Raw genomic sequence first — 26527 nt, forward strand, 5'->3', positions numbered from 1 at the left:
TATCTGGTTGATGCTTGAGCCTACTGTGAGTACATATTTCCTTCGCTAATTCCGGCAAGAACGCCACACGCTTCAATTTCTCGATCATCATTGCAACATGCTCGCAGTGAAACGAGATGTTTCTCAAGCGTTTGCAGAGCGGTTATCTGCGATTGCACATGAGAGATGTGCTCATCAAGCATTGCGTTGACGGCAGTACACGGCTGGTGAGGGTCGTCCTGATAGCGTTGTAGCTCGCGAATCTCTGTCAGTGACAGATCAAGGATTCGACAGTGACGGATAAAGGCAAGCCGCTCACCATGCTTCTCGTTATAAATGCGGTAACCATTCTGCTGGCGGTCTGGCAGCGGCAACAGGCCCTGTTTTTCATAGAAGCGGATCGTCTGCGTGTCGATACCCGCTATCTGGGCTAACTGACCAATGCGCATCAGGCTTACTCCTTAACGGATCATCTGTCCTATTGACCTTATAGTGACTATATAGTTTTAAATGATGACAAACTATGTTGGCTAACTGGAGCCGTACCGTGCGTAAAACCGGTGGAGGCCCATGTGGCTGCGACGCAACGTCTGCAACGGATACCGATATGCCGGTCTTCTCCGAAGCGTCAGGGAAGTATGTCAGTGTGTATGCCGTGCCGAAGATGGATTGTCCTTCAGAAGAACGGATGATCCGCTTGGCGCTGAATGGCTTTGATGAGATTCAAACGCTGTCATTTGACTTGTCGAACCGCCGGTTGGAGGTCTTGCATGATGGTGAGGCTGAGCCCATTACCGCGAAACTGGCAACCTTGGGGCTAGGTGCTTCTCTTCAGGAAACTGTCATTGCCGACCCAGAGACAATTAGGGCCGCTGAGAGCTCGGCGGCTTCTGCGACGCAGGAGTCTGGCACCCTGCGCGTGTTGCTCGGCATCAATGCGCTCATGTTCGTGGTGGAAATGACTGCTGGCCTGATCGCCCAGTCTACCGGCTTGATCGCTGATTCCTTGGACATGTTTGCCGATGCAGCTGTCTATGGCCTGGCCCTCTATGCCGTAGGGCACAGTGCGAAGATGCAGATACGTGCCGCGCATCTGGCTGGGGTACTGCAACTGATTTTGGCTATCGGCGTGCTCGTCGAAGTGTTGCGACGTTTTGTATTCGGTAGTGAGCCTGAATCACTGATGATGATGGCCATCGCCTTCGTCGCGTTGATCGCCAATACCGGTTGTCTGCTGTTGATATACAAGCACCGCGAGGGCGGCGCGCATATGAAGGCAAGCTGGATATTCTCGGCCAATGATGTGTTGATCAATATGGGCGTCATCACCGCCGGTGCCTTGGTCGCCTGGACGGGGTCTAGCTACCCTGACCTGATTATCGGTACCATCGTGGGCCTAATCGTCCTCAACGGCGCCCGGCGCATCCTAGCACTCAAGGCATAAGGCTGCACGGTATGCAGCTATCGATGCCTGGGACACTTAATCGAAGTGGCTGTATAAGTGCGCTAGGCCTGAACGACTACGAGTAGCGTGAGGTCCGGAACTAGTAAGGCAGCGTATCTAGGAATCTACCAAGGAAGGAAGATGATGGATAGTATTTGGCTGGTACTCGGCTTGGCGCTGTTGCCCGCGTTGGGAAACTTCAGTGGCGGGCTTGCTGCGGAGGCCTCCCGAACGACAGGGCGCCGTCTCAATTACGCCCTTCACGGTGCTGCCGGCCTCGTCATTGCGGTGGTGGCGGTGGAAATCATGCCACGTGTGCTGGAGAGCCTTTCAGCCTGGCTAATCGCCCTCGCTTTCGCGCTGGGTGGCATTGTTTACGTAGGCCTTGAGAAGCTCGTTGAGAGTCTCCAGAAGCGGCAAGGTCAGCAGAAAGAAGGCAGTCAGACGAGTGTCTGGATGATCTATATCGCCGTGTCCATCGACCTGTTCAGCGATGGCCTCCTGATCGGGGCGGGGTCGGCGGTCTCACCGTCGGTCGCGATAATACTGGCGGCGGGGCAGGTGCTCGCGGATGGCCCTGAGGGGTTCGCGATGATCGCCAACATGAAAGACAAAGGAATTCCCCGCAGCAAGCGCTTGCTGATCTCTGCCTCCTTGGCGGTTCCCGTACTCTCGGCAGCCATCTTCGCTTATTTCGTGCTCAGGGACCTACCGGAAGCGTTCAAGCTAGCGGCATTGACGTTCACGGCAGGCCTTCTCACGGTCGCTGCCATCGAGGACATGATATCCGAGGCTCATGAGAGCGGAGAAGATACCCACGTCTCGCCGCTGGCCTTCATAGGCGGCTTTGTCCTGTTCGTTCTGGTATCGGCAGGCTTGGAAGGGGTTGTGTCACAAGGCTAATGTACAGCTCTCCAATAAAGCCCCTGTCGTGCTGACCCACGAAGCAGCCCCTGTTTACGGTGCACCTAATCGTGGACAGAAATATTCACTTTCCCCCCAGGTCAGTCCCGCCGAATGGGTTGATGTGCAAGAATGCCAAGCGTGGGCTATTCACGTTGGCGGTCATGGACGATTGCCACCCTTACGGGGCTTGTTGAGCCATTGGGTGGCTTATTAGGCGCTGGGGTCGTCAGCATGTCACAAGCGTTGCTTCCCTGAGGATTGGCCTTTGCGGCGGGAGCGATGCTGTATGTGATCAGTCATGAGATTATTCCCGGAACTCATCGGAGCGGGCACAAAAAAAGGCCACGCTGGGCCTTTCCATCGGATTGGTACTCATGCTGTTTTTGGATGTTTCTCTGGGCTAACCATTGGGCGTGGGGCGTAGCGTTAGTTCTAACCCAAGTCGTGAGCCCCTCCGTGCGATTTTTCAGTGATACAGAGCTGATGATCACTGATGACCTCAATGATTCGGCAGCTTCCCACTTTGCCACCGGCACACTGCGTGACCATCCGTTGAAGCTCCTCACGCAGTGCGGACAGTCGCTGAAGGCGGGACTCCACTTTCTTTAGGTGATGTGTGGCGATGGCATCAACTTCTTGGCAAGGCATATCAGGTTGATCTGACATGGCCAAAAGCTCTCGCACTGACTCTACCGAAAAGCCAAAGTCGCGGGCATGACGAATAAAGGTCAAGCGCCGCACAGCGTCGTCTCCATAGCGGCGCTGCCCCCCACCGGTTCGTGTCGCATCGCGCAACAGCCCAATACGCTCGTAATAGCGAACCGTTTCTGGTTTGCAGTCGGCTCGTCGTGCTAACTCACCAATGCTGATACTTTGCCCCATCATCGACATGGTAAAACTCCTTACGCAGGGCTTGAAGCTATAGTTGCTACAAGGTTTACACTGCGAAACCATAGCCCATTGGGAGAAGATGCACCATGAAAACATCAACGCAGGCGACAGCGCCTACCTTTTTGACGCTGCGTGTTGAAGGCATGGACTGCGGCGGTTGTGAGCGCAAGGTCGTGTCGGCGCTAGAGCGGCTGGACGGCATTGAGGAAGTCACGGCAAGCTCGATCACGGGATCGGTGAAGATTCATCACCACGATCACGGGGCCCCCTCGCGGAAGACCATTGAGGGCATCCTGAACGAACTAGGCTATCAAGTGGCTTCCCATGATGGCCAAACACACGCATCTGGCTCTGCATCCCCTTGGTGGCAAACCGCTAAAGGGCGCTTGGTCATTATCACAGGAAATCTGCTGATAGTGGCCTTCGCGCTTCGTTTAGCATGGCCTGCGCTGGGCAATGTGCCTTTCATTCTGGCCACGCTGGTCGGCTTAATGCCCATTGCGCAGAGTGCCTGGGGCGCCCTCAAGATGCGCAACCCCTTTACCATCGAGATGCTGATGTGCATCGCTGCGCTTGGCGCATTGGCCATCAATGCTGCCGCTGAAGCTGCGATGGTCGTGTTCTTGTTCGCCGTAGGTGAGCTACTCGAAGGGGTAGCTGCTTCACGGGCGCGCCGCAGTATCTCAGCCTTGGCAAATTTAACACCCTCAACGGCGAGGCTGATGGACAATGGCCATCTGCGTGACGTCTCGGCGGAGTCACTTAAACCCGGCCAGCGTGTGCTGGTGCGGCCCGGTGATCGCGTTCCCTGCGATGGACGCATCCTGGTGGGCACCTCCGACATTGACGAGTCGCCGGTAAACGGCGAGTCCATACCCCGTTCGCGAGCGCCTGGTGATGACATTTTTGCTGGCACAGTGAATCTTGATGCCGCCCTGGAGGTGGAGGTAACACGAGGCGCTGATGACAATACGATCGCACGCGTTATTCGCCTGGTTGAAGAAGCACAGGCCGCCAAGGCACCGATAGCACGCTTTATTGATCGTTTTGCGTATTACTATATGCCCGCCGTCGTCTTACTCGCCCTCCTGATGGCGATAGTGCCACCGCTGGTATCGACCATGGCATGGTCGGAGTCGATTTACCGTGCGTTAGCATTGCTGTTAATCGCATGCCCCTGCGCATTAGTCATTTCCACCCCAGCCGCCATCGCCGCAGGCCTCTCGGCGGGCGCTCGGCGCGGCCTACTGATCAAAGGGGGAGCCGTTCTTGAACAGTTAGGTAAGCTTCGCTTGGTGGCATTAGATAAAACGGGCACCCTCACTGCGGGTACCCCAAGAGTCACAGATGTGGAGTCTTGGATCGCTGAGGAAGACGATAACAGCGTATTGCGGCTCGCCGCTGCGATAGAGCGAGATTCCAGTCACCCTATCGCCACGGCTATCGTTGAGCATGCCCGACAATCGGGCCTAAACCTCCCCACCGCCACCGGCAGCCGCGCTCTGGCGGGGCGCGGTGTCTCAGGCCAGGTGGAGGGTCGCGAGCTGAGCTTAATGACGCCTCGTCACCTTCACGAGAAAGTCATCCTGGAGGAAAGTCTCAGTGCTCGGATTATCGCGTTAGAAGAAGCCGGTAAGAGCCTCGCTCTCCTCGTCGAAGGCGAGCGTTTGTTGGGCTTGATCGCTGTTCGCGATGAGCCACGCGAAGATGCCCTTGAAGGCCTAGCGGCGCTATCCCGTTTAGGCGTACAGGCGGTCATGCTCAGCGGTGATAATGCCCGCACCGTCGCTGCCACTGGGGGTCGCTTAGGCATTGAAGCGTACGGCGAACTAATGCCTGAAGACAAGGCAGCGTATGTTCGAGACTGGCAAGCGACAGGTCGTGGCCCCATCGGTAAAGTAGGCGATGGCATCAACGATGCACCGGCACTCGCGGCAGCCGATGTGGGTATCGCGATGGGTGGCGGCACGGATGTGGCGTTGGAAACCGCCGATGCAGCCTTGCTCAAGAACCGCGTTACCGGCATCGCTGAGCTGATAGACCTCTCTCGTGCCACGCTACGCAATGTGAAAACCAACGTTGTTCTCGCCCTTGGCTTAAAAGCCATTTTCCTGGTCACCACAGCGCTGGGTATTACCGGTATGTGGATTGCGGTGATGGCCGATACCGGTGCTACCGTCCTGGTGACGTTGAACGCCATGCGACTGCTGGGTTATCGCTTTTCGCCCAGTACCGCATTGACAGGCCTGTCACAAGGAAAAACAACGTCATGAGAACAGCGCAACACGACAGCCCTTCACGACGTTGGCCATGGTTCACATTTGCTTGCGTGTTGGCTCTAGCCGATCAACTGGTCAAAGAAATCGTGCATGCCCAGATGTCGTTTGGCCAAGTCATTCCGCTAACACCGTTTTTTAACTGGGTTTACACCGGTAATACAGGGGCCGCTTTCAGCTTTCTCGCGGAGGCAGGTGGTTGGCAGCGCTACCTCTTTCTTGGTTTAGCGTTGGTGGTGGTCGTCGTATTGCTCGTGCAGCTATGCAAACCCAAGCCGCGCTTGGAAGCCTGTGCGTACAGTCTGATTCTTGGCGGCGCACTCGGTAATACCGTTGATCGCTTAGCGCGTGGGTACGTCGTCGACTACCTGGATGTTTACTGGGGCGAATGGCATTGGCCCGCCTTTAACATGGCCGATATCGCGCTGTTTGCAGGTGTATTGATGTTCGCAGTGGCGTTATGGCGTGAAAGTCCTGCTTTTAAGCGCGCTGAGTAACGGTATGGATTCGGTCGATCAAGAAAAAAAATATACGCTTTTTGCTGGGCGACCCTCACCAATAGTCGATTGCGTTGTAGCGCTAGCCGCTGGGGTATTGACCACCTTGAGTGCCGCCCCCTTTTCTCTATGGTGGCTTGGTCTAGTGGCCGTGGCACTGGTCTATTGGAAGATACAGTCGCTAACGCCCGCCATGGCCACCCTGCGTGGGTGGTGCTATGGGGTAGGCCTGTTCGGTTCTGGCACATCATGGGTCTTCGTTGCTATTCACGATTTCGGTGGCACCGGGGCCTTGGTGGCGATGCTCCTCACCACTCTTTTTGTCAGCGCTCTGGCGCTCTTCTTTGCAATCCCCTTTGGGCTCTATCGACGCATCGCGGGGCCACGGTTCGCCTTTCTTAGCTTTGCCGGTATGTGGGTGATGAGCGAATGGCTACGCACCTGGTTGCTCACCGGCTTTCCCTGGTTATTGTTAGGCACCTCTCAGATAGATTCTCCATTAGCCCCATGGGCGCCCGTTGGTGGTGTGTACTTGCTGTCACTCATGACCGCGCTGACAGGTACGTTAGGGGTAGAGGTACTGCGTCGCCGCTGGGTTTTCCTCGTCCCAATCGCCGCCTTGTGGATCGTTCCATTCCTATTGCCCGCCCAATGGACAACCCCTGCTGGCAAGCCCATCCGGGTGGCATTGCTGCAAGGGAATCTTGATCAGCGCATTAAGTGGACTGCCCAAGGGCAGCGCGAGGCGGTCAATATCTACACAACAATGACACAAGAGCAAGCAAGGGACATTGATCTCATCGTTTGGCCCGAGGCAGCCCTTCCCATGCTTGAGCAGGAAGCACAGCGAATACTGGAGCAAGTAGCGTCCGACCTGGGGCCTAACACCGCCTTGTTGACCGGCATTTTGCAACGCGACAGTGAAGGGCGCTCTTATAACAGCGTCATAGGGCTAAATGATGTGCAGGGCGAATACCAGAAAGCGCACTTAGTACCCTTTGGCGAGTATTTGCCATTCCAAAGCCTCCTCGCTGACACCCTTGCTTTTTTCGACTTGCCAGCACCCCGCCTGACCCCAGGGTCAGACGGACAGGCTCCGTTACACGTGGCTGGAACCACCATTGGCACTGCCATCTGTTACGAGATCATTTTCGCCGACCATGTCGCCCAACAGGCGCGTAATGCCGAGCTGCTATTCACGGTTTCCAACGATACGTGGTTTGGGCGTTCCATTGGCCCACACCAACATCTTCAAATGGCGCGTCTACGTGCCTTAGAAAATGGTCGTCACCTACTTCGAGCTACCAGTAATGGCGTGACGGCCATCATCGATTCACAAGGTCACGTCACAGCCCGTGCCCCACAGTTTGAACAGGCCAGTTTAACTGGCGAGGTGACCCCGATGCAGGGCCTAACTCCTTTCACACGCACCGGTAGTGGCCCCGCTTGGATACTCGCTGCCTTGCTGACGCTGCTCGGATTACAACTCAACTTATCTCGATCAAAAAACGACGCATTAGATGAAAAAGGAACCTAGCGATGCTCTCTGTAAATAACGCAGCAATACTTAAGAGACTCCTCCCATGGCCAATGCAGATGGGCTTCATAATGAGTGTGATGGTTTCGTCTCTGGCATGGCTCCCTGTCGCCATGGCGGCACAACCTTCCACTACCCAGGAGACGGAATGGCCCAAGGGGCATTACCCGCTACCTGAAGAAGGCAATATTATCGGAGAGGCTGACACCTTCATCGTGAAGGATTACGACGATACCTTGATAGATATTGCCAAGCGTCACAACCTTGGCTATTTGGAGATGACCCGTGCAAATCCAGAGGTCAGCATCTGGGTCCCAGGGGTGGGCACGGAAGTAACTATTCCAGGACGTTTCATCCTGCCGAATGTCGAACGTACTGGGGTCGTCATCAATATCGCCGAGCTGCGGCTTTACTACTACCCAGATGTCAAAAACGGTGAGACACCGCGCGTTGAGACCTATCCTATCGGCATCGGTCGCGAAGGGTTTGATACCCCTCTCGGTGTGACCGAGACCACCATGAACATTAAAAACCCCGCATGGTACCCGCCTGAGTCGGTAAAACGTGAAGCTGAAGCACGCGGCGAAACCGCGCCAAGTGTTGTCCCGCCCGGCCCCGATAACCCGCTGGGAGACCACGCCATTATCTTAGGCTTCGATGGCTATTTGATTCACGGTACCAACCAGCCCGATGGCATTGGCATGCGTGCAAGCCGTGGCTGTATACGCATGTTGCCTGACGATATTGAATCAATTTTTGACCGCATACCGGCGGGCACCCAGGTCAATATCATCAACCAACCTATTAAAATCGGTTGGGACAACGGACAGCCGCTGGTACAGGCATTTCCACCGCTTGGAGAAGAAGAGCATAGTATGGCGGCACTCTCAGAGACCGTGACACGCCTCAACCAATACAATGTCGATAACGTAAACGTCGATTACGAGCAGCTCAGCGACGTCCTGTCATTCTCCAGCGGGCTTATAACCCTCCTACATCCTAACCCGGAACAGGAGCCACAGCGTCACAGCCCCGAAGAGAAGGCTATCGAGGGCATTTATGAAGAACTGGTTTTGACGTCATCTCAACGATCATGACATTCACACAAAAAGCCCATTGAGCGCTGACATGCAGGTTGGGGAAGGCAGCCCCCTGCTAATAAGATGGGGAGACTCATTTCAACTTGTGCTTTTCGTAAGGTGCATTTTCCAGATTAGGCGTTCCGTCTCACTCAGCTATGATGCCGTCCTTCTAAACCTTAAATTGACACGATGATTGAGCATATTTCATTCAAAAATTAGCTGGTCACTGTCCAGAGAGGCCCATACGTTCAAGCACACTAAGCCTAAGAAGGAAAATGTTCCCTGCGAAGCTTCTGTGATGAATGCAGTAAAGTAGGCATTACTCGTGGTGATTTAACCTAATAGGCATCTATTAATTTGTCAGCCTTAATGTGTCACGAAGGCCATCGTATATAGTGGTTATCAATGACAAATATGTGCCGATGCACATTTTTGAGATGATGGTGGGAATGGCTATGAGGTTCCGGCCCCTCCCACCCTTCATGCTCGTGTTGATGGTGTTCATCGTGATAGTGAAGATGGCTATGACGTATAGGCGAGTGCTCGTGCGCAATCTCTATTGTATCTCGACGATGCCAAGCAAGCATCGCAAGCCCTGTCGCCGTTAAAGCTACTGTCCCGTGCAAAGCGAACGTTCCCGTCAGCCCCAGTTTTACCCCCAGCCAGCCTGCCAACAGATAGGTGATCAACCAGCAACAGTGGGACAATGAGAATTGGGCAGCAAATAGCACTGGGCGATCCTCAGGCTGGCAAGAACGCTTGAGCAAGCGCCCTGCAGGGGGCATGACCATCGAAGCGCCTGCACCCAGTAGCAACCATAGCCCGACAAGTCCCGCAAACGATGTGCCTCAAGTAGAGACCGAACGCCATGATAATGCCACCAAGCATCATGACTGGTCGTTCAGGCAATCGATCCAGTACCTTGGGTAGCAGTAAGGCCACCAGCATGGAGCCCCCGCCTGCAGCCGCAAATGCCAAAGCTACTTCTTTCTCGCCAAGCCCCAACATAGAGCGAACAAGCACTACCGTATTGACGATCTGCATCGCTCCGGCGGCTGAGACCGCAAAGTTCAACGCCAACAGACCCCGCAGACGAGGTGTTTTAAGATAAATCCGTATGCCGTGAGAAACGCGACGCTAAACGCCGGAAATTTCTTCTAGTGATAGTGACTCAGGCAACATCACCGATATAACCAGGGAGGCAGAGATCATGAACGCCAGGGCGTTGAGTACAAACAGGACATCAAAACTCATCACCATCAGCGATGCTGCTGCCACCATCGGGCTAAGAAGGTTCTCTAAGTCGTAGGCAAGGCGTGACAGGGATAATGCTCGCGTGTATTGCTCCTCGTTTTCTAGGATGTCCGGTATTGTCGCCTGGAAAACGGGTGTGAAGCCTGCTGAGCAAGCATTGAGTAGAAAGATCAGCACATAGATTTGCCACACTTCTGTAACGAAAGGCAGTGCGCAAACCACGGATGCTCGCAGCAAGTCGAGGCTAACCAACAACGTGTGTCGAGGTAGGCGTGAGGCGTAAGCACCACCAGTGGAGCAATGCCCACGTAGGCGACCATCTTAATCGCCAGCGCTGTGCCTAGTACGACACCCGCCTGCCCCTCAGTAAAATCATGAACCAGTAACGCTAGGGCAACGGTGGTCAGACCGGTGCCAATCATTGCAATGACCTGAGCGAAAAAGAGATGGCGATAGACGCGATGGGCGAGTACATCGAGCATAGAGCGTTCCTCAAGCAAGTGAGGGGGGGCTTGGATGTATTTACAGGTAGCGGGCAATGGCCTTGAACTCTTCAGCCCGCGCCCGCTGCGTTTGATCCTGAGAGCCCAAGGCATTCTCTAGACAGTGATCGATATGATCTAAAACCAAGGCACGTTTGGCCTGTTGAATAGCTTTCTCAACCGCATGAAGCTGCTGGGCAATTTCCAGACAGTGGCGACCACCCTCTATCATCTGCGTCACGCTCGAAAGGTGCCCCCGAGCCCGGTTTAAGCGCTTGATGATATCGGGATGTGACTGGTGTGTATGTATTGTCATTTCTTTCCCTTATTTTATTCCTATCCCCCTGGAGGGGATGTTAATCTATTGCCGCTACGCGGCGCTACAGCGTAAGCAAACTGTTATTTACATTTTTACCGTCAATTTTTGTCCTGGGCGCTTTAAATGCCCAATCGGCTGCGCCACCGTCTTCGCTATCTGACCCTGCTATTGCTGTTTTTGCCTAGCCTACTTCTTACCAGTGTGGGCGAAGCGAGTGCACATGGCGCAATGAGCATGGTTGGCGTTGAGTCATCTCACCATGAGAGTGTGCAGAATGGCCATGGGCATACCCATGGCCACATGCATGAAGACGGTCGCCAACTCCCTCATGAGAGCGGCAGTCACTTCCACGAACAAGCGGACCGGTTGGGGGCGAGCATTGCCATCGCACTCAACGTCCGTCATGCCCTGCGGCTAGGCGAACGACGCGCTTTTCCCCTGCGTCGAGTCTACCGCTTGGAGCGGCCTCCACGGCCAGTCGTCGCTTGATGACTGGGGCCATCCATCGGATGGCCAAGACTAACGACAGACCCGTGGAGGTTGCATGTTTCCATCCCAAGTAAGGGGTGTGCTCGGCTTGCCTATGATGAACCGACGCCACGCCTTAGCCTTTCTAACCCTGCTGTTAATGCTACTGGGCGCCAGTGGCGAGGCGCTTGCTCACGCGGTGGCTGAAGGTGACAAGGGCTATATCCAGGAGATCTATGGCGTTCATCTGCTCTCGTTTATGTATCTCGGTGCCAAGCACATGGTGACGGGGTATGACCACATCCTGTTTTTGTTAGGGATCATCTTTTTCCTCTACCGAATGCAGCATATCGCCATTTACGTCAGCCTCTTTGCCATCGGTCACTCGGCAACCATGCTGTTAGGGGTGTACTTCAATATCGGCATCAATAGCTATCTGATCGACGCCATCATCGGACTCTCCGTTGTTTATAAGGCGCTCGATAACATCGGTGCGTATCAGCGTTGGTTCGGCTTTCAGCCCAACACTAAGGTAGCCACGTTGGTTTTTGGTCTGTTTCATGGCTTTGGCCTGTCGAGCAAGATCATTGAATACGATATCTCGCCCGATGGTCTCGTCCCTAACCTCCTGGCATTCAACGTAGGCGTAGAGATCGGCCAGCTACTGGCATTGAGCGCCATTCTCATTGTGATGGGCTTCTGGCGACGTACTACTGGCTTCTTACGCCACGCGTATACCGCCAACGTCGCCATGATGTGTGCTGGTTTTATGCTGGTGGGTTATCAACTGACCGGCTATTTCATTGCTTAATTAAGGGGAGTCCCCGATGTATAACACTGATCTTCCAACCCGTGCCGAACTGCCGTCAACGGGTAAGTTACTTCGCTCTACGTTGATGGCCGCCGTTATTGCCGTCGCTTTGCTGATCACCGTCGTGCTGCCCTGCTGAGTATGTCATTGACCCCACCGGCGCTGGGCGCATGTTGGGGCTGACTGAGATGGGAGAAATCAAAACCCAGCTGGCTGAGGAAGCCGAGCTTGACCAGGCCAACGATCAAGCCAGTGCCCAGCAGGCGTCTCAACCCACTGCATCTCAAGAGATCGTCAGTGATAGTCAGCCTGCAACGGTAAATGGTGCTGATGCTCAGACTGCGACGCCCAAGACAGAGATCGCTCCCCAAACAGCCAATTCTCCCTCAGCAAGTGATCCAGTCGCACCTTCACCGGCCGATTCTGAAAGGGTGATGACCGACGCCAGCGTGGCGCTGGCGGAAGCATTGGCTTCCGAGGAAGCCGCTTCCCAGATGGCGCAAGCGGAAGAAGCGTCTCCATGGAGTGATGAGGTGAGCTTTACCCTGACGCCAGGGGAAGGCACGGAGTACAAACTCACCATGCAAGAAGGGGCAGTTGCTACCTTTGCCTGGGTCTCCGAAGGTGGCCCCGTCAACTTTGACACGCACGGTGATGGCAATGGGAGCTCCATTAGCTATGAGAAAGGCCGTGGCGTGCCCGAGGATGAAGGTGAGCTTGAAGCTGCTTTCACCGGCAATCATGGCTGGTTCTTCCGCAACCGTAATGACAACGACGTGACCATTGTCTTGCGTGTGGGAGGAGATTACGGCGAGTTAGTGAAGGCCCTGTAACGGATTAGCCCCTAGTGTTCTCTTGAGTGCTAGAGGCGTACTTTGTACTAGCGTAAAGTGTTCGTTAGTGGCCTTAATTGATTAACTTGCAGCTTGCGACGTCACCCCCTGCTTGAGTAGTGCTACACTTTAGAGTCCCTCAATAACAGAGCTAAAAATAGGCTTGAACCGCCCCGGTTATTCCGGAGACCGGTTTGTTTGAGTCAAGCAGCTTCACCCGACTCTTCCAGTTGACGATAATACGTCCTTTCTCGTTCTGCTGGTGGAACGTTTCCGATGGGTTCCAGCAGTCGGCGGTTGTTGAACCAGTCAACCCACTCCAGCGTGGCATACTCAACGGCATCCAGTCCCCTCCATGGGCCACGATGATGGATCACCTCCGTTTTGAACAAGCCGATGATGGTTTCAGCCAGCGCATTGTCGTAGGAGTCGCCGGTGGTGCCGACTGAGGCATTGATACCCTCGTCAGCCATACGCTCGGTGTAGCGGATCGAGAGATATTGGCTTCCCCTATCACTATGATGGATCAACCCTTGTCTGTGTTTTCGTGCCCACAGAGCTTGCTCCAGAGCGTCCAGCACCAGTGCCGTTCTCATCGACGTCGCTACACGCCAACCCACGATACAGCGTGCATAAACATCGATAACGAACGCAACGTAAACGAAGCCAGACCAGGTAGCGACATAGGTAAAATCGGCTACCCAAAGCTGATTAGGACGCATAGCCGTAAAGTCACGTTTCACTAAATCAGGTGCCCGTTTCTGGCCGGGATCACTGAGGGTCGTGAAGGGGCGTTGGCCTCGCACCACGCCGCGAATTCCTAGGCGGCGCATGAGCCGTTCTACAGTGCAACGAGCAACATTAACGCCTTCACGGCGGAGTTGCCGCCAGACCTTACGGGCACCGTAGACGCAGAAGTTTTCTTCCCACACGCGCTGAATCTCAGCGGTAAGAAACGCATCCTGTCGATACCGGTCTGCCCGCCGTTCAGGATCAGCTTCAAGTGCCTTGTGGTGGTAATACGTCGATGGGGCGATTGGCAGTTGACTACAAATCGACTCGACCCCGAACTGAGCACGATGCTCGTCGATAAATGACACCATCAATTGGGTTTGCGGTCGAGCTCCGCCTGGGCGAAAAAAGCAGCCGCCTTACGGAGAATTTCATTAGCGCGCTTCAATTCGACGTTTTCACGCTCTAGCTGCTTGAGTCGTTCATTTTCAGGCAGGTTAACCGAGCTGTTTTCCTGCGTGAGTTCTGTGCGTTTGCACCAGGCTCTCAAAGTCTCTGGTGTACAGCCGAACTTGCTGGCAATGGAGCAGATCGCCGCCCACTTGGACGGGTATTCGCCTTGCTGTTCAAGGACTAATCGAACAGCTCGCTCCCGGACTTCTGGGGAATATCGTTTTGGTGAGTTCATAACTCCATCCTCTCAAGATATGGAGTCTCCGGTAAAGCCGGGGCGGTTCAATCATCTAGCAAAATCTTTGCTTCTACCTTTGCCAGTAATTGCTCCACTTTTTTTCTGTTAGTAGGCGTGTCTTTCAGTGCAGTTTGCTCACGTAACCTCAGGCCTTGGTAGAAAAAATCCAGATAGAGCTTACCCGTCTCTTTTCGTTGGCGAACCTTACCCATGGCTATAGCCTCCATTTGCCATCGGAATCGAAATGTTGCCATGAGCGGCTTTCAGCATTTCTTTTTCAACGGCTTCCCACAAGAACAAAATTTTCCGTCGGCCAAATGGCTTGATGTAGTGGGTGCCCTCGATAAGGACGCTGTCTTTTAGCTGCTGTCGGATAGTGCGGCAGTCGTACTTGATGCGCTGGGCAAGCTCTTCGGTCGTGAGATAGGTATAAGATGAATCCATCGAAAACCTCCAGAAGGAGTGGTATTCTGCGTGACTAAAAGGCATTCCAAGTATCAGAATGTCATCCTGAATGACATTTTAGACAGCAAAATACCATTTGCAAGCATTTTTTGCCATTCAGGATGACAAAAAGCATTTACAGGAGATTTTGATGGTTCGTTGTCATCTCGCGCGCTTGATGGGTGAGCACAAAATGAAGATCGTGGATGTTGCGCGTGAAACAGGTCTTAACCGCAATACTGTTACGCTTCTTTATAAAGAAACCGCTCAGCGAATCGAGCTGGATGCACTGGATAAGCTATGCAAGCTTTTCAGTTGTGAGGTGGGTGATTTGCTAGAAATTCAAAAAAACCATGAGAAAAATGAGAGTTGATTAATACTGCCAGTAGTTGACTGAAGGTCGCAAGAATAAATTACGCACGTAAGCAACGGAGCGAATGTGTCACATATACGTCACAGATGTGTCACAGGAAGTTTGCAGACGAACAGAAATAAAAAAGGCAGATCAGTAAGTAACTGATCTGCCTTTCAAAATATTGGTAGCGGGGACCGGATTTGAACCGATGACCTTCGGGTTATGAGCCCGACGAGCTACCAGACTGCTCCACCCCGCATCAACGTGTGGCGTATTCTACGTATTTTTGACGCTAAGTCAACCCCTGCCATGAAACGTTTCCTTGCTGGCGGTCAGCTTCATCGTGCTGCAACATTGAAAGAGTAAAGCTATGCTTCCAATAGGCATAATAAAAAGCTTACTGTCGGTGTGTCGCCCAATAGAACAAGCGGCGTGCTGTGAGTGAAAGAAGCGCGAAAGCGCTTATTCAGAATGGCTTGCGACGCCATAACAGTGCTTAAGGTCCAAGCCATTTGTCATATCAGGGAGGTAGTCAATGGCCAATCAAGCCCCCGTCGCCTGGGTAACTGGTGGAACTGGTGGAATCGGGACGGCAATTTGCCGTTCGTTGGCGGATGCGGGTTATCTGGTCGTGGCGGGGTATCACAATCCCGACAAGGCCAAGACCTGGCTGGCAACACAACAAGCCGACGGCTATAACAACATCGCGCTGTCGGGTGTTGATTTATCCGACCACAATGCCTGCGTCGAAGGTGCCCGTGAGATCCATGAAACGCATGGTCCGATCAGCGTGCTGGTCAACTGTGCCGGTATCACTCGCGATGGCACCATGAAAAAAATGTCCTACGAGCAGTGGTATCAAGTCATCGATACCAACTTGAACAGCGTCTTCAACACCTGCCGCAGCGTCATCGAAATGATGCTGGAGAACGGTTACGGTCGCATCATCAACATCTCTTCCATCAACGGGCGCAAAGGCCAGTTCGGTCAGGTGAACTACGCCGCAGCCAAAGCGGGCATGCATGGCTTGACCATGTCGTTGGCGCAAGAAACGGCCACGAAGGGCATTACCGTAAACACCGTTTCGCCTGGCTACATCGCCACCGATATGATCATGAAAATTCCGGAGCAGGTGCGCGAAGCGATTCGTGAAACGATCCCGGTCAAGCGCTACGGCACTCCCGAAGAGATCGGCCGCTTGGTGACGTTCCTGGCCGATAAAGAGTCAGGTTTCATTACAGGGGCTAACATCGATATCAACGGTGGCCAATTCATGGGCTAGGCCCAAGCCATCTGACACGGGCTCTTTCCACAAGAAAGAGAACGCAAAACGGGAGGCGATCTGCCTCCCGTTTGCTATGTGACGCTCACCTATTGAGGGCTACGATTAGGGCTGCGGTGGGCGCGCTAGGCGGCCCAGTAGGTTGTCCAATTCGTTGACCTCTTGCTGCCAAAGACAGTTTGGCATGGGGCCGAGGGCCAACAGGTCGACCAGCACTTCCTCCAGTTCGTCCGCTTTGCTGCGTTCGGCGTTCAGGCCGTTATTCAAGCGCTCTACCTGAATGGCAAGCCGCAGCGGCTCGTCTCGCTGCTTAACGCTGCCTAGGGCAAGCAGCGATAGATGCACCCGCAGTCGAGCCAACTGCTCCTCGACGTCGCCCTGCTGTTCGCTGGAGAGAGGCAGCGTGGTAGACGAGCGAGCCTCGTTTCGCCGTTGATGCGCATCGCCATACGTTGCGGGCAGCGGTGTGGACAGCTCGCTATTGGCGTCCACCGGCGCTGGATGACCACCACTAAGCGCCTGATGGTCGGCCGCTAGGTGCGCATTGATCAGGGGCAGGAGGGCGTGCCACTGCTGTACCTTGTCGACGACCTCAAGGCGGCTCAAGCGTTCGCGTTTGGCGCGTACGATGCCGCCAAGCCGCTTCTGCATGCCGTCGCTACGGCGGTTGCGGGGCAGCGGCTCTAGCTGCTGAAGGCTGGCTAGGTAGGCGTCCAGCCGCTCGGACTCGTCGGCGTGTGTGGGTTGCCAGCTATCCATGTCGTCGATGAGGCGCTGAAGCTGGTCAAGCGTTTGCTGCTGACGAGCGGCTTGCTCATGTTTTTGAGCGTCGCGCTGCGCAAAGAGCTGGTCACAGGCGCTGCGGAAGGTCTTCCAAAGCGCTTGCTCATCGCCCTTCGGCGCACGCCCTAGTGAACGCCACTGCTGCTGTAGCCGCTTGGTGTGTGCAATGCGCGCTGTCAGCGACTGCTCGGTATCGTTCTGTAGCGCTTGGACCTGCTCGATCAGTGCGCGCTTTTGCGCAGCAATCTGCTCGGCGCGCTGGTCGATCAGCGCTTGCAGGCGATGGCGAATCGCCCCAAAGCGGCGGCCAATGGCTTCGGCGTGCTCCCGGGGGACGGGTGAGTAGTAGCGCCACTGGTGGCGCGCTTTGTCACGAATCTCCCGCAGCACGTCGGGGTCGGCGTCCTCGGCGGGCTGAGCCAGTAGCGTTTCGAGCTGCTCACAGAGCGCTTCGCGTCCGCGCAGGTTAGCGTCGCGCTCTTGATCGAGCTGGGCGCGCCAGGGCGCGAGACGCTCATGGATACGATCGGACGCTGCCCGAAAGCGCGCGGACTGCTCTTTATTGGCCGCCGCATCGCCTAACGCCTTCCACTCTTTCACCAGTTGGCGATGATGACGGTCCAGCGCTGATTCGGCCATGTGGGGGTCGTCGGCCAGAGCGTCGATACTCGCGCAGAGCTGCTCACGCTTGGGGCCTGCCACAAAACCGCGCCAGTCGCGCAGCTCGGCAAGCCGCGCGCCAAGATGTTTCAAGCGACGCTTGAGCGGCTTGGCCTCCTCGCCCGTAAGGGCATCGAGAGTCGGCTTCAAACGTTGATGGAGGCGGCTGGCGCTCTTGAACGCGCCGCGCTCCAGCAAGTGCTCGAAATTATCGAGCTCCGCTTCTAACGCGTTGAGCGACGCTCCGGTGGGGGTGGCTGCCACTGGCTGGGTAGCCAGCTGCTTTTGCGCCTGGGCAAGCAGCGCGGGCGGCGTCAGTGTCTCGGGCCAGCGGCACGCTTTGACATGCTTGGCTAGCGCTTGGTCATCGCTGTTGGCCAGGGCATGCTCCACGGCGAGGCTTTCCGATTGCCAGCGCTGCCACGCCTCCATGCTCTGTTCGTACTGCGCCAGCGCCTGGCTGTAACGCTGCTGAGTGGTGTCGTTAGGGGGGTGGAGATCGGACAGCGCCTGCCAGCGCTGGCCTAAGAGCTGGCGTTGGGCGCGCAGGCTGTCGATATCCTGGGCGGTCAGTTCGTCGGCGTGGGCCAGCCCTTCCAGGGTCTCTTCTAACCCCTCTAATAAATGGTCGCGAGTGCTTTCCGCTTCGGCACGGCGAGCGAGGCTTTGTTGACGCGCCTGCTCCTGGGTATCGTGATCGTGCAGGGTTTTGCGGCAACTCAGCATGGCCTGATGGAAGCGCTGCTCCTGGCTGAGGCTGGGTGAATGGCTGAGCTGCTGCCACTCGCGCTCCAAGTGGCGCAGGCGACCACCGTAAAGCGGCTCCCAGGGCGCACGCGCGTGCTGCTCTAATTGGTTCAATAGGTGCTCGCGCTGGGCCTGCTGCTCTTCGAGCCACTGTTCGTCGTTGCGCCGCTGGGTGAGCTGCTCCTTGGCGTAGCGCATGACCTGGCGATCACGCCGCGCCTCTTTCAATAACCGCTTGAACGACGCCTCACCGCTAATACGCTGCGCGGCCTGATGGCGTACCGCGGCCACGCTGTTGTGGCACGCCTGGTGGACGAGATCGTCTTCATCGTGCAACTGTTCAACGGCAGTGAGCCGCAGCCCCAGGTTATCGCCCTGCAGGGCAATCGCGTTGAGCAGTCGCTGGTCGCTCAGCAGGGCTACCTGCGCTTGGCGCTGCTGTAGGTCGATATGGCCCTCGGCACCGGTGAGGCGTTGACACACGGCATTGAACCACGCTTCGTCCTCGTGATGCTGCGGATAGGCGGCCAGCAGTTTGTCGATATCGTCGAGCGCGAGCAGGGCCGCGAGCTGAATGCTACTGTCGCTGTCGCCAGCGAGAGACAGAAGGGCCTCCCGCTGCTCTGAATGCTGCGGGTCGAGGGATTGAAGTGCCTTGCGGCGCACCTCGGGATCGGGGTGTTGCCACCGAGGAGCGAACAGGCGTCGTAACAGTCCGTGCATGGATCATCCTGCTGTGAGGTGCGGAACGTGAAAAAAATCAGACATCGATGAGCAGGCGGTTGCAGTCCTCGTCGCTGTCGCTTAGCTTTGCCGTTGCGCGGTGAGTTTTCCAGCCGGCCACCCCGCAAGGCGCGAGATTGCGCTACCCTTATCTTACCTGAACATGACATGGAGTTCGGCCATGAGCCTCAACGCCAACAGTGCCGACGTAGCCTTCACCTTCAAGGGCGGCATGCTGCCGATGACCGTCATGGAGTTGACGAGCGCTGACCCGGAGCGTATCCGGCGGCAGCTTGCTGGCAAACTGTCGCAATCTCCCGCGTTCTTTCAGCATACACCCGTTGTGCTTAGCGTGGAAAAACTCGATGAGCCGCACCTCGCCCTGGAGCGGATCTGCGCAGTATGCCGTGATCACAAGCTGTTACCCGTGGCCGTCCGTGGCGGTGCCGAGCCGATTCGTCAGTCGGCGTGGGCGCTGGGGCTGGGCTGGTTTGCCCCCGTGGAAGAGGGGCGAGCCCGTGCGTTGGAAAGCGTCGAGCCCTTTGCCGACCCCGACGAGGTCGACAGCGAACCGGAGACGAGCGGTTTGGGAGCCACCCGGCTGTACCGGGGGACGGTGCGGTCCGGCCAGCAAGTGAGCGCCGCCGAGGGGGATTTGATCGTGATCGGTGCGGTCAACGCCGGCGCAGAGGTGCTGGCCGCAGGCAGTATTCACGTGTACGGGGCCTTGCGTGGCCGCGCGTTGGCCGGCATTCATGGGAATACCCAGGCAGGTATTTACTGCCGCGAGCTGGAGGCCGAGCTGCTCTCCGTAGCGGGTAATTACAAACGGCTGGAGGATATCGACTCCCAGCTATTAGGGCGGGCAGCCGAAGTCCATTTTATTAAAGAACAGTTAGATATTAAGCCGCTGGGGTAAGCCGCATGAGGGAGTGCCGGTTAGTGCTTCTTGCCTAGCGACGCCACCGCTGCGATCCGTTACAGTGTGCTGTTTTGATGACATTGATGTTCCCGTTATGCGGGCAGCGCCACGCGATCGCGCTCGCAATGAACGACTTCAAGAAGGAAGTGACTCTTGGCCAAAATTATAGTTGTGACCTCAGGTAAAGGGGGGTCGGTAAAACCACCAGCGCCGCGGCGATTTCGACAGGGCTCGCGCTGCGTGGCAAGAAGACGGTGGTGATCGACTTCGACGTAGGATTGCGCAACCTGGATTTGATCATGGGCTGCGAGCGTCGGGTGGTGTACGACCTGGTCAACGTGATTCAAGGCGAGGCGGGGCTGAATCAAGCGCTGATCCGCGATAAGCGCGTTGAGAATCTGTTCATTTTGCCAGCCTCGCAAACCCGGGATAAGGACGCGCTCACCCAAGAGGGGGTCGAGAAGATCCTGGAGCAGTTGAAAGACGACTTCGACTACATCCTGTGCGACTCTCCCGCCGGTATCGAACGCGGTGCGCAGTTGGCGATGTACTACGCCGACGAAGCCATCGTCGTGACCAACCCGGAAGTCTCGTCGGTACGTGACTCAGACCGTATCCTGGGACTTCTAGGCTCGAAAACCCAGCGTGCCGAGCAGGGGCTTGACCCGGTAAAAGAGCACCTGCTGATTACCCGTTACAACCCTGCCCGTGTCACTTCCGGCGACATGCTGACGCTGGACGATATTCGCGAGATTCTCGCGATCGATCTACTGGGTCTGATTCCCGAATCCGAAGCCGTACTGCGTGCCTCTAACCAAGGGGTGCCCGTCACTCACGATGGTTCGAGCGATGCCGGTCAAGCGTATGCCGATACCGTGTCACGCCTGCTGGGAGAGGAGATGCCGCTGCGCTTCCATGAGATGCAGCGCAAAGGATTACTGAGCAGGATGTTTGGGGGTAGTCGTCGATGAAACTGCTGGAGTTCTTGAAGCGTGAGCGCAAGAAATCCGCCTCGGTGGCCAAAGAACGGTTACAAATCATCGTGGCGCATCAGCGTAGCCAGCGTGGTCAGCCTGACTACATGCCGCTGCTTGAGCGCGAACTGCTCGAAGTGATTCGTCGTTATGTGCATGTGGACGACGACGCCATTCAAATTTCGCTGGATAGCGAAGATAACTGCTCGGTGCTGGAGCTCAACGTGACGCTGCCCAAAAGCTAAGCGTACACGAGCACGGTGAGGGGCGGCGAGAAGCGCCGCGGGTGTGCTAGTCTTGGGCTTTTGTTCCCATCCAGCGAAAGATGTTACGGCGCATGGGTGGGCTGTCACGCTCAAGGGAGTTTGCATCCATGGCGCCACCGAATGCCGCCCCTGCCAGTTTTCTCTGGCACGATTATGAGACCTTTGGTGCCGATCCGCGTCGCGATCGGCCCGCTCAGTTTGCTGCATTACGCACCGATGCCGACCTCAATGAAATCGGCGACCCTATCGAGCTGTACTGTAAGCCCGCCGATGACTACCTGCCGCACCCCGCCGCCTGCCTAATTACTGGCATCACGCCTCAAAAAGCGCAGCGTCGTGGGCTTCCCGAAGCCGAGTTCGCGCGCCAGGTACAGAGCGCCATGAGCGAGCCCGGCACCTGCGTGGCCGGCTACAATAGCCTGCGTTTCGATGATGAAGTCTCCCGCCACCTGTTTTATCGTAACCTGCTCGATCCCTACGCCCGTGAGTGGCAAAACGGCAACTCCCGCTGGGATTTGATCGACGTGGTGCGGGCGTTCTATGCGCTGCGCCCAGAGGGCATCGAATGGCCCCTGCGGGAAGATGGTGCGCCCAGCTTTAAACTGGAGCACCTCACTGCGGCGAACGGCATCGCCCATGAGGGCGCCCACGATGCGGTGGCCGACGTGCGCGCCACCATCGCGCTGGCGCGGCTGTTGAAAGCGCGTAACCCTAAACTGTTCGATTACCTGCTCGGCCTGCGCGGCAAGCGCGCGGTGGCCAAGCAGCTCGATCTCCCCAGCGCCAAACCGCTGCTGCACATCTCCCGCCGTTACCCGGCCAGCCGAGGCTGTAGCGCCTTGGTGATGCCCCTGGCGGAGCACCCTACCAACCCTAACGGGGTGATCGTGTACGATTTGAGCGTCGACCCCGGCGATTTGCTGTCGCTCAGCGCCGAGCAGATTCGTGAGCGGGTGTTCGTCAGCCAGCAGGATCTTTCTGAAGGGGAGGCGCGCATCCCGCTCAAAGTCATTCATATCAACCGCTGCCCGGTGATCTTTCCAGCCACGGTGCTGAAAGACGTGGAGGGCGAGCAGAAAGGCGAGTACGGCGCGATCGTGGCGCGCTTGGGGATTGATATCGCCGCCTGCCGAGGGCACTGGAAAACCCTGCGCGAGGCCAGCGGCGTGGCGCAGAAGGTGGCGGAGGTGTTTAGCGGCGGCTATGAAGAGTCGCCACAAGACCCCGATTTAATGCTCTATTCCGGTAGCTTTTTCTCCGCTGCCGATCGCCAGCAGATGGAGCGGGTGCTGGCGATGGATCCTTGGGACTTGGTGGGCCAACGCTTTGCCTTTCAAGACCCGCGCCTGGAAGAGATGCTGTTTCGCTTTCGCGCCCGCAGTTACCCGGACACCCTAGAGGGCGAAGAGCGTGAGCAGTGGGAGGCGTTTCGTTGGATGCGCATGAATGACCCGGCGCTATCGGGTTTTACGCTTAAAGCATTTGCCCGGGAAATCGAGCGTTACAATCAGCAGCCGCTCACCGATCATGAGCGGCAGATTCTCGAAGAGCTGGTGATGTTCGTCGAAGCCATGATGCCAGCCCAGGCGTTCGATGCCTGAGCTGGCGAGCGGTTAGCGTGGGTCGAAGGGCGCGAGCGTCTCACGGTAAGCGCCGATGTCGCTGGGTGCATCGCCCGGGTTGAATCGGATGTCTAGCGGGTGAGCGAGCAGCGAGGGCCACAACGCCTGTAGCTCTTCGACGCTGACCTCGAGTGCCCGCTGTGCGATGTGCGCCTGACGGTCAAAGCGTACCTCGTCCAGTGCGGTGGCTTGCCAATAGCGGTTAGCCATGCCCTGCAGGCTGGTATCCCGCTGGAGCAGGCGGTCATGAACCGCTTGCCGGTGGGCCGCCAGCTCTTCATCGCTCAGTGTCTCGAGACGCTCACCGGCGGCTGCCATGAAAGCGTCCATTCGTTCGGCAATGGTGCCGCTATCCACATCCGGTGACTGTACGACCAGGCCAATGCCCGGCGCTTCCAGCAGCGGTGAATAGCCCGCGTTGACGATGTAGCCAAGCTGCTCCTCGGTACGCAGCTGTTGATAGAACGGCGTGTCCAGCCATTGGACGAGCACGCTCAGGCGCGCCTGCTCGTCGATGCTGGTGTCGCGTCCCTGCAGGTAGCGCAGTACCAGTGACTCCTCACGGGTGCTATGGGGGTGAAGTACCGTTGGCTCCTCGCTCGCCTCCAATGGCGACAGAGGGGGAATGTCATCCCGCGTTAAGCGGGGTGTCAGTGCGCCGCGAATAAGGTTGGCCTGCTCCCGTGCCTGGTCGGCAGTCAGGTTACCCACGGCCATGGCGTCGATGTAAAGAGCATCGAGGAAACGCTCGCGGAAATCTTCCAGATGATGCTTCTCAAGCCGCTGGCTGGCGGCCAGCAGTTCGTCCGTCGACCACTGCGGGGAGAGCAGCGCCTCACCCAGGGCTCGGCTGGCTTGGCCGGTCAACGACGCGCGTGGCGCGTTGCGCCACTCCCGCTGTAGCTGATAGCGCACCCGCTCAAAGGCGCCAGCAGAGATATCCGCCTGCTGAAGCTGCTCGATGGCTTGCTCGATGAGCGGCGTTTGGCCATCCCGCCAACCAGAAAACGACAGCGTCATACCGCGCGCGTGGGCGTATGCGCTAAACGACTGCCCGGCAAGCCACGCGGGGTAAAGCGACTCGTTGAGGCTGTCGTTCAGCCAGCCTGCCAACAGACGCATGAGTACCGCTTCTTCTGCCGAGTAGCTAGCGCTGGGATGCTGCAGGCTCACCCGCCACTCCACGCTGGGCGTATTGAAACGGCTGTCCTGCATGTGCCAAGCGGTAAACGTGGGCGTCTCGATTAGTGTCGAAGGCTGCTCGTCCTGGCCCGCCTGAAGGGTGAGGTCGCTGGCAATGAAGGGGTTCGGCTCGGGAAGCGCGAGACCGTCCAAGGCCTGACCGGTCGTGGTGGGCGGCTGCTCTTTCCACTGAGTGTTGAACCAGGGGGTTACGGTGTCGCTCTCTACGTCCGGCGCGGAGTAGACGCGCAGCATGTTGTCGGACGTTAGGGCGTCCAGGTAGCGCTGCTGGCGCTCGCTATCCATGCCGTCCATGCGGTACGCGGCGTATTGCACGTCCTCGACCGGGTAGCGCGAAAGGCTCATGGCTAGGCGGGTAGCCTCTTGCTGAGGAGCGCCGTGCTGCTGAAAGCGAAACGCCTGCTCGCTGAGGCTTTTTTGCTCGTCGTAGCGCCACTCGGCCAGCCCTTCTGCCCGAATCTGCTCGACCGCGGCAAACAGCGTGGCTTCGATGTCGTCGAGGCGTTCGGCACCTGCGGGCGTCAGGCTAATGGAGACGGTAAACAGCGCCTCATTGCCATCGCCGCGCCCCACGCCCGCAGAGAGCCCGTCGGCCAAGCCCGTCTCACGCAGCACGGCCAGCAGGCTGCCGTCGCCCTCATCGCCCAGTAAATGCGCGATGAGCTGAGTTGGCTTGGTGCGATACTCGTCGGTAGGGTCAGGAACGGGGAAGTAGAAGCGCAGTTGGCGACGATCCTGCAGCGACTGGCGCTCGATATAGCGCGGCAGGGTGTCGGGGTCGATCAGTGGCGTGTCAATCGTAGGGGCGCTCAAGTCGTGATCGGGAATATCGGCAAACCGCTCCACCACTAAGGCTTCCAGTTCGTCGAGCGGTTGGGGGGCTACTACCGCTAAGTTCATCACGTTGGCATCGTAGTAGCGGTGGTAGAAGTCGATCACCCGCTCGCGCAGCGTTGCCTCGCCTTCGGGCGGGTTTGCCAGCGTGTCTCGGCTGCCCACTGCAAAGCCGGTGGTGGGGTTCTCCGGGTTGAGCAGTTGATTCAGCACGTCGTTCTCACGCCGCGACTCATCGCGAATGCGCGCCATGTACTCGGAGTGCACGATGTTGCGTTCGCTCTCCAGATGGTCGGCATTGAACAGCGGCGAGAGGAAAAACTCGCTAAAGCGGTCTAGTGCGCCGGGCAGCGCTGAAGGCTCAATATCGAAAAAGTAGTTGGTGTCCTGCTGAGCCGTAAAGGCGTTATGAGAGCCTGCGTTGTCGGAAATGTATTGCTGGTAGGCATCCGACTGGGGGTAGGGCTCGGTGCCCAAAAACAGCATGTGCTCCAGAAAGTGGGCCAAGCCCTGGAGGTCGTCGGGATCCTGCGCGCTGCCGACCCGCACGTTCATGGACGCGGCGGCCTTGTCGGCATCGGGGTCGCTGACCAGCAGCGCCTGTAGGCCATTATCGAGGGTGATGACCCGGTAGTCGCGGTCATCGAAAGGGCTGATGGTCGGGGTAATGGCCTCGGCGACCGGGCTCTCTTCTGCCCAGAGGGGAGTGGCGGGCGCCAAGAGCAGGCCGATGGTCAGGCCAACAACCGCGCGCCTTGCCTGCAGGCGAGGCGGAATAACAGACATAGTGGGCAACATTACGGCTCCTGTGACACGGTCCAGCGCAGCATTGGCCCCGTAGGGTGCGCGCAAGAGGGTGACTGGTAGGCAGGGTTATTCACATGCTTTGATACCGGAAAAGCGCCCAACAGTTCCAGCGGGGCGGGCACCAAAAGCGGTGTCAGCGACGCAACGTCCGTGTTGGGGTCTAGCCATTGGTGTAGCGCCTCTGGTGGAAGGATCACCGGTAAGCGATCGGTGAGCGACGATAGGCAGGCATTCGCAGGCACGCTGATCAGCGCCGTCGAGTCGGTAAAGGCGGTCAGCGTGGTGTGATAACGGCACCAAAGCGCGCCGAGCAGCAGCGGGGTGCGATTCACGTGGGTCACCAAAAACGGCTGCTTACTGCGTGCCTGGGGCTTCCACACGTAAAAGCCGCTCACCGGAATCACGCAGCGCCGCGCACTGAAGGCCTCCTGGAACATGGCGCGTTTGCTGAGCGTTTCCGCCCGCGCGCAGTGCGGGGCGTGGTCGAGAACCTTGAGCCACGGCGGCGTCAGCCCCCAAAAGAGCGGCGTGTGGGTCAACTGCCCTTGCTCTAGACGAAGGGCCGACACGGGCTGGCGCGGTGCTAAGTTGGGAGACTCGATGAGCGAAGCAGTGCTTTTGAGGTTGGGCGCAAGGCGGGCGAGCGATAGGCGCTGTACGTGTAGGCGTCCCGTCATGCCGGTCTCCTTTAGGCGCGATACCT

26 protein-coding genes, 1 tRNA gene, 2 pseudogenes and 1 other annotated feature are annotated in these 26527 nt (G+C 57.1%); of the genes and pseudogenes, 16 read left to right on the forward strand and 13 right to left on the reverse strand.

Going from position 1 to position 26527, the window contains the following annotated elements; genetic code table 11:
• Window positions 1-20: 20 nt before the first annotated feature.
• A complete protein-coding gene (gene cadR / locus CTT34_RS02395; protein WP_101146561.1) occupies window positions 21-428 on the reverse strand; it encodes a Cd(II)/Pb(II)-responsive transcriptional regulator in 408 nt (135 codons plus the stop codon).
• Between the two features lie 98 nt (window positions 429-526).
• On the opposite strand from cadR, the gene CTT34_RS02400 reads away from it, so the two are divergent.
• Both CTT34_RS02400 and CTT34_RS02405 read left to right on the forward strand, forming a co-directional pair.
• Complete coding sequence (locus tag CTT34_RS02400) at window positions 527-1423, forward strand: cation efflux transmembrane domain-containing protein (RefSeq protein WP_159343689.1); 897 nt, start codon at window positions 527-529, stop codon at window positions 1421-1423.
• 141 nt (window positions 1424-1564) lie between these two features.
• Window positions 1565-2326: a ZIP family metal transporter gene (locus CTT34_RS02405; protein WP_232774881.1), complete on the forward strand. Its 762-nt coding sequence runs from the start codon at window positions 1565-1567 to the stop codon at window positions 2324-2326.
• Window positions 2327-2761: 435 nt separating this feature from the next.
• Here the strand turns inward: CTT34_RS02405 and CTT34_RS02415 are convergent, their stop codons facing one another.
• A complete protein-coding gene (locus tag CTT34_RS02415) occupies window positions 2762-3220 on the reverse strand; it encodes a MerR family transcriptional regulator (protein ID WP_101146562.1) in 459 nt (152 codons plus the stop codon).
• Between the two features lie 86 nt (window positions 3221-3306).
• On the opposite strand from CTT34_RS02415, the gene CTT34_RS02420 reads away from it, so the two are divergent.
• Genes CTT34_RS02420 through CTT34_RS02435 form a run of 4 tightly spaced genes read left to right on the forward strand, consistent with a single transcriptional unit; the run spans window position 3307 to window position 8627 of the window.
• Window positions 3307-5493 carry a heavy metal translocating P-type ATPase gene (locus tag CTT34_RS02420; protein WP_159340879.1) on the forward strand — a complete coding sequence of 729 codons (2187 nt, stop codon included), beginning with the start codon at window positions 3307-3309 and terminating at the stop codon, window positions 5491-5493.
• Window positions 5490-5993, forward strand: coding sequence for a signal peptidase II (gene lspA / locus CTT34_RS02425; RefSeq protein WP_159340881.1), 504 nt, complete (start codon window positions 5490-5492; stop codon window positions 5991-5993). Before CTT34_RS02420 ends, lspA begins: the two co-directional genes overlap by 4 nt.
• 4 nt (window positions 5994-5997) lie before the next feature.
• The gene (gene lnt / locus CTT34_RS02430) at window positions 5998-7530 is read left to right on the forward strand and encodes an apolipoprotein N-acyltransferase (protein ID WP_159343690.1); all 1533 of its coding nucleotides are present in this window, start codon (window positions 5998-6000) and stop codon (window positions 7528-7530) included.
• A gap of 53 nt (window positions 7531-7583) precedes the next feature.
• Complete coding sequence (locus CTT34_RS02435) at window positions 7584-8627, forward strand: L,D-transpeptidase family protein (RefSeq protein ID WP_159343691.1); 1044 nt, start codon at window positions 7584-7586, stop codon at window positions 8625-8627.
• A 359-nt stretch (window positions 8628-8986) separates the two neighbouring features.
• Here CTT34_RS02435 and CTT34_RS18685 read toward each other — a convergent pair.
• The 4 genes and pseudogenes from CTT34_RS18685 to CTT34_RS02450 all read right to left on the reverse strand — a co-directional run.
• A pseudogene (locus CTT34_RS18685) lies at window positions 8987-9439 on the reverse strand (MFS transporter); the annotation flags it as partial.
• A gap of 310 nt (window positions 9440-9749) precedes the next feature.
• Window positions 9750-10121, reverse strand: coding sequence for an MFS transporter (locus tag CTT34_RS18690; RefSeq protein WP_368027034.1), 372 nt, complete (start codon window positions 10119-10121; stop codon window positions 9750-9752).
• Window positions 10037-10348 carry a hypothetical protein gene (locus CTT34_RS18695; protein ID WP_159340883.1) on the reverse strand — a complete coding sequence of 104 codons (312 nt, stop codon included), beginning with the start codon at window positions 10346-10348 and terminating at the stop codon, window positions 10037-10039. Before CTT34_RS18695 ends, CTT34_RS18690 begins: the two co-directional genes overlap by 85 nt.
• Before the next feature lie 40 nt (window positions 10349-10388).
• Window positions 10389-10664: a metal-sensing transcriptional repressor gene (locus CTT34_RS02450; RefSeq protein ID WP_159340886.1), complete on the reverse strand. Its 276-nt coding sequence runs from the start codon at window positions 10662-10664 to the stop codon at window positions 10389-10391.
• A gap of 126 nt (window positions 10665-10790) precedes the next feature.
• Between CTT34_RS02450 and CTT34_RS02455 the strand changes: the two genes are divergently transcribed.
• The 4 genes from CTT34_RS02455 to CTT34_RS02465 are packed head-to-tail and all read left to right on the forward strand — an operon-like array spanning window position 10791 to window position 12779.
• Window positions 10791-11156 (forward strand): hypothetical protein, encoded by a 366-nt coding sequence (locus CTT34_RS02455; protein ID WP_159340888.1) that lies wholly within the window; start codon window positions 10791-10793, stop codon window positions 11154-11156.
• 55 nt (window positions 11157-11211) lie between these two features.
• A complete protein-coding gene (locus CTT34_RS02460; protein WP_217352979.1) occupies window positions 11212-11946 on the forward strand; it encodes a HupE/UreJ family protein in 735 nt (244 codons plus the stop codon).
• 16 nt (window positions 11947-11962) lie between these two features.
• Entirely contained in the window at window positions 11963-12085 is a 123-nt protein-coding gene (locus CTT34_RS18550) for a hypothetical protein (protein ID WP_264478602.1), read from the forward strand.
• Between the two features lie 31 nt (window positions 12086-12116).
• Window positions 12117-12779 carry a RodZ family helix-turn-helix domain-containing protein gene (locus tag CTT34_RS02465; RefSeq protein ID WP_227404218.1) on the forward strand — a complete coding sequence of 221 codons (663 nt, stop codon included), beginning with the start codon at window positions 12117-12119 and terminating at the stop codon, window positions 12777-12779.
• Window positions 12780-12982: 203 nt separating this feature from the next.
• Here the strand turns inward: CTT34_RS02465 and CTT34_RS02470 are convergent.
• The 3 genes from CTT34_RS02470 to CTT34_RS02480 form a co-directional block, all read right to left on the reverse strand.
• Window positions 12983-14199, reverse strand: a protein-coding gene (locus tag CTT34_RS02470; protein ID WP_159340751.1) for an IS3 family transposase whose coding sequence is annotated in 2 segments (ribosomal slippage) — window positions 12983-13914 and window positions 13914-14199 — 1218 coding nt in all. Because the reading frame shifts where the segments join, the coding sequence is not laid out codon by codon here.
• Window positions 13808-13924, reverse strand: a sequence feature (AL1L pseudoknot). It overlaps the preceding gene by 117 nt.
• 47 nt (window positions 14200-14246) lie before the next feature.
• The gene (locus CTT34_RS02475) at window positions 14247-14414 is read right to left on the reverse strand and encodes an Arm DNA-binding domain-containing protein (RefSeq protein ID WP_159340890.1); all 168 of its coding nucleotides are present in this window, start codon (window positions 14412-14414) and stop codon (window positions 14247-14249) included.
• Window positions 14407-14646, reverse strand: a complete 240-nt coding sequence (locus CTT34_RS02480; RefSeq protein ID WP_008958743.1) for a hypothetical protein — start codon at window positions 14644-14646, stop codon at window positions 14407-14409. Before CTT34_RS02480 ends, CTT34_RS02475 begins: the two co-directional genes overlap by 8 nt.
• Window positions 14647-14797: 151 nt before the next feature.
• Here CTT34_RS02480 and CTT34_RS02485 point away from each other — a divergent pair, with 151 nt between their 5' ends.
• Window positions 14798-15019, forward strand: coding sequence for a helix-turn-helix domain-containing protein (locus CTT34_RS02485; RefSeq protein ID WP_159340904.1), 222 nt, complete (start codon window positions 14798-14800; stop codon window positions 15017-15019).
• A 164-nt stretch (window positions 15020-15183) separates the two neighbouring features.
• Here the strand turns inward: CTT34_RS02485 and CTT34_RS02490 are convergent.
• Window positions 15184-15260, reverse strand: a tRNA-Met gene (locus CTT34_RS02490).
• A gap of 276 nt (window positions 15261-15536) precedes the next feature.
• On the opposite strand from CTT34_RS02490, the gene phbB reads away from it, so the two are divergent.
• Window positions 15537-16283: an acetoacetyl-CoA reductase gene (gene phbB, locus CTT34_RS02495; protein ID WP_159340906.1), complete on the forward strand. Its 747-nt coding sequence runs from the start codon at window positions 15537-15539 to the stop codon at window positions 16281-16283.
• A 105-nt stretch (window positions 16284-16388) separates the two neighbouring features.
• On the opposite strand, the gene CTT34_RS02500 is transcribed toward phbB, so the two are convergent.
• On the reverse strand, window positions 16389-19196 hold the full coding sequence (locus CTT34_RS02500) for a DUF349 domain-containing protein (protein ID WP_159340908.1): 2808 nt from the start codon (window positions 19194-19196) through the stop codon (window positions 16389-16391).
• A gap of 181 nt (window positions 19197-19377) precedes the next feature.
• On the opposite strand from CTT34_RS02500, the gene minC reads away from it, so the two are divergent.
• From minC to sbcB, 4 genes and pseudogenes are all read left to right on the forward strand, one after another.
• Window positions 19378-20115 (forward strand): septum site-determining protein MinC, encoded by a 738-nt coding sequence (minC, locus tag CTT34_RS02505; RefSeq protein WP_159340910.1) that lies wholly within the window; start codon window positions 19378-19380, stop codon window positions 20113-20115.
• A gap of 156 nt (window positions 20116-20271) precedes the next feature.
• A pseudogene (gene minD / locus CTT34_RS02510) lies at window positions 20272-21089 on the forward strand (septum site-determining protein MinD).
• Window positions 21086-21337: a cell division topological specificity factor MinE gene (gene minE / locus CTT34_RS02515; protein ID WP_016915987.1), complete on the forward strand. Its 252-nt coding sequence runs from the start codon at window positions 21086-21088 to the stop codon at window positions 21335-21337. Before minD ends, minE begins: the two are co-directional and overlap by 4 nt.
• 128 nt (window positions 21338-21465) lie before the next feature.
• On the forward strand, window positions 21466-22959 hold the full coding sequence (gene sbcB, locus CTT34_RS02520; RefSeq protein WP_159340912.1) for an exodeoxyribonuclease I: 1494 nt from the start codon (window positions 21466-21468) through the stop codon (window positions 22957-22959).
• 12 nt (window positions 22960-22971) lie between these two features.
• Here sbcB and CTT34_RS02525 read toward each other — a convergent pair whose 3' ends face one another.
• The gene (locus CTT34_RS02525) at window positions 22972-25815 is read right to left on the reverse strand and encodes an insulinase family protein (protein WP_159340914.1); all 2844 of its coding nucleotides are present in this window, start codon (window positions 25813-25815) and stop codon (window positions 22972-22974) included.
• The gene (locus CTT34_RS02530; RefSeq protein WP_159340916.1) at window positions 25815-26501 is read right to left on the reverse strand and encodes an SOS response-associated peptidase; all 687 of its coding nucleotides are present in this window, start codon (window positions 26499-26501) and stop codon (window positions 25815-25817) included. Before CTT34_RS02530 ends, CTT34_RS02525 begins: the two co-directional genes overlap by 1 nt.
• Window positions 26502-26527 lie beyond the last annotated feature (26 nt).

It is taken from the genome of Halomonas meridiana (assembly GCF_009846525.1).
Taxonomy (GTDB): Bacteria; Pseudomonadota; Gammaproteobacteria; order Pseudomonadales; family Halomonadaceae; genus Vreelandella.